Here is a 2,298-nt window from a genome sequence, read left to right on the forward strand (position 1 = left end):
CCACCAGCCGCGCCCGGTGACCACGGCGGCTGGCGTGGTCGAGGTCAAGGCGCCCCGGGTGAACGACAAGCGCGTCGATGCGGCCACGGGCGAGCGCAAGCGGTTCTCCTCGGCGATCCTGCCGCCGTGGTGCCGCAAATCGCCGAAGATCAGCGAGGTGCTGCCGCTGCTCTACCTGCACGGACTGTCCTCCGGCGACTTCGTGCCCGCCCTGGAGCAGTTCCTCGGCAGCTCGGCCGGGCTCTCCCCGGCCACGATCACGCGGCTGACCCAGCAGTGGCAGGCCGACCACGCCGCGTTCATGGACCGCGACCTGTCCGAGGTCGACTACGTGTACGTGTGGGCCGACGGCATCCACCTCAACGTCCGCCTGGAAGAAGCCAAAGCCTGCGTCCTGGTGCTCATCGGGGTCCGCGCCGACGGCTCCAAGGAACTGGTCGCGCTCAAGGACGGCTACCGCGAGTCGGGCGAGTCCTGGGCCGACCTGATGCGCGACTGCGCCCGCCGGGGCATGCGCGCCCCGGTCCTGGCGGTCGGGGACGGCGCCCTGGGCTTCTGGAAGGCCCTGACCGAGGTGTTCCCCGAGACCCGCGAGCAGAGGTGCTGGGTTCACAAAACCGCAAATGTGCTCGACGCCATGCCGAAGTCCGCGCAGCCGGGCGCGAAGAAGGCGATCCAGGACATCTATAACGCCGAGGACCGCGACCACGCCGAGACGGCGGTCAAGACATTCGCCCGGCTCTACGGCGCGAAGTTCCCCAGGGCAGTCAAGAAGATCACCGATGACCAGGATGAGCTGCTGGCGTTCTTCAGCTTCCCGGCCGAGCACTGGATCCATCTGCGGACCACAAACCCCATCGAGTCGACGTTCTCCACCGTCCGGCTACGGACCAAGGTCACCCGCGGCGCCGGCTCCCGCACCGCCGCCCTGGCCATGGTGTTCAAGCTCGTCGAGTCCGCCCAGGCCCGCTGGCGCGCGGTGAACGCGCCCCACCTCGTCGTCCTCGTCCGCGCCGGAGCCCGCTTCGAACGCGGCCAGCTCGTCGAACGTCCCTCCGTCCTCGTGGCGTGAACCAACCCCAACTGGCCTGCAGAACTTGGTGATTACTCCGCGTCACTGGATAATCATGTGAGACGAGACAGTGGAGCGCACATTCAGTGCGCCGAGCCCGGAGTCTGAGGCGACAGATCACCCAGGTGCGCGAGCAGCACATCGGCACACGTCCGCGGGTTCAGGATTTCGGGGTGCAGGACGGCGCTGAGGCTGAGTCCGTCCAGGAGCGCCGTCAGCCGCTCGGTCTCGATGTCGATGTCGCGGCCGGGGCGCAGGGCGTCTGCTGCATCGAGCCGGGTGAGTACGCGGCGTACCAGCGTTCTCGTGCCTTCGGCAGCCTGGTGGGACAGGTCGTTGAAGGCCGGGTTGGTGCGGGCAGCCGCGTTGAAGTCCATGAAGACGGTGACCTCGGCGCGGCGACGCTCGTCGAGGGGGAGAAGCTCGGCCAGTAGGTCGGCTGCGAGCCGGAGTTGTTCCGGGCGGGGGCGGCGGCCCAGGTCTCCGACCTGTTCAACGTGTTCGAGCAACCGACTGCTGACCCGGTCGAGCATCGATTGCATCGCAAAGCGCATCAGGTCGTGCTGGCTGGCGAAGTAGTGGCGCAGGGAGCCGATGTTGAGGGCGGCCTCGTCAGCGACGGCGCGCAGTGAGGTGCGCTGCAGACCATCGCGGACGACGACTCGGAACAACGCGTCGACGACGAGGCGGCGGCGGACGTCCGGGTCCACGTGCTTGGGCATGCCCCCGTTCTATCACGCCTGTGATACAAAGGATGTATCACAGGCGTGATAGAACGGGTGGAGGCTTCTTCGTGGAGACGTATCTCAATCTCATGCTCATCAGGTTCGGCCTGATAGTGGGCGGTCTCGTGGTGCTGGCGCTGCTGGTCTTCGCCATCGCCCTGACCCTCAAGCGCAGGGGCAGGCTCGACGAAGTGCGCCGGTATGCGGACCCCGTGGTGAGGGCCGGGTTGCGCGCCGCTGCCCGACGGTTCGAGGGCGGGAAGACCGGAACGCCCTGGCCGCGGCGACAGGATGGCCGACGATGAGCGGCCTCGCAGCGGAGTCGTCCGATCTCCTGCACCACCTGCTTCTGGACCGCGCGATCAAGGTCGTCATCGTGGTCGTCGCCGTGAGCGTCCTGGCGCTCGGAATGGCGGTGATCTGGCGGAGAGCTGAGCGTGCAAGGCGCCGGCTTGACTGATCTGATCGCTCAACCGGTCCACAACTATTGACAATTACTCC

4 protein-coding genes are annotated in these 2,298 nt (G+C 67.4%); 3 read left to right on the forward strand and 1 reads right to left on the reverse strand.

Annotated elements, in window-relative coordinates; genetic code table 11:
* The coding region (locus JS756_RS35585) for an IS256 family transposase (protein WP_205387408.1) at positions 1–1,072 on the forward strand (1,072 nt) is incomplete at its 5' end.
* 83 nt (positions 1,073–1,155) lie between these two features.
* Here JS756_RS35585 and JS756_RS35590 read toward each other — a convergent pair.
* Positions 1,156–1,794, reverse strand: a complete 639-nt coding sequence (locus JS756_RS35590; protein ID WP_205387409.1) for a TetR/AcrR family transcriptional regulator — start codon at positions 1,792–1,794, stop codon at positions 1,156–1,158.
* 71 nt (positions 1,795–1,865) lie between these two features.
* Here JS756_RS35590 and JS756_RS35595 point away from each other — a divergent pair, with 71 nt between their 5' ends.
* Both JS756_RS35595 and JS756_RS35600 read left to right on the forward strand, forming a co-directional pair.
* Positions 1,866–2,102, forward strand: a complete 237-nt coding sequence (locus tag JS756_RS35595) for a hypothetical protein (RefSeq protein WP_205387410.1) — start codon at positions 1,866–1,868, stop codon at positions 2,100–2,102.
* Positions 2,099–2,257 carry a hypothetical protein gene (locus JS756_RS35600; protein WP_205387411.1) on the forward strand — a complete coding sequence of 53 codons (159 nt, stop codon included), beginning with the start codon at positions 2,099–2,101 and terminating at the stop codon, positions 2,255–2,257. The genes JS756_RS35595 and JS756_RS35600 overlap by 4 nt, the downstream gene beginning before the upstream one ends.
* The last annotated feature ends 41 nt before the right edge of the window (positions 2,258–2,298 follow it).

The organism is Streptomyces actuosus (assembly GCF_016921115.1).
In the GTDB taxonomy this organism is placed as follows: Bacteria; Actinomycetota; Actinomycetes; order Streptomycetales; family Streptomycetaceae; genus Streptomyces; species Streptomyces actuosus_A.

Coding starts and splice junctions, on each gene's coding strand:
- JS756_RS35590 (WP_205387409.1), bottom strand. CDS start 1,794: ATGCCCAAGCACGTGGACCCGGACGTCCGCCGCCGCCTCGTCGTCGAC.
- JS756_RS35600 (WP_205387411.1), top strand. CDS start 2,099: ATGAGCGGCCTCGCAGCGGAGTCGTCCGATCTCCTGCACCACCTGCTT.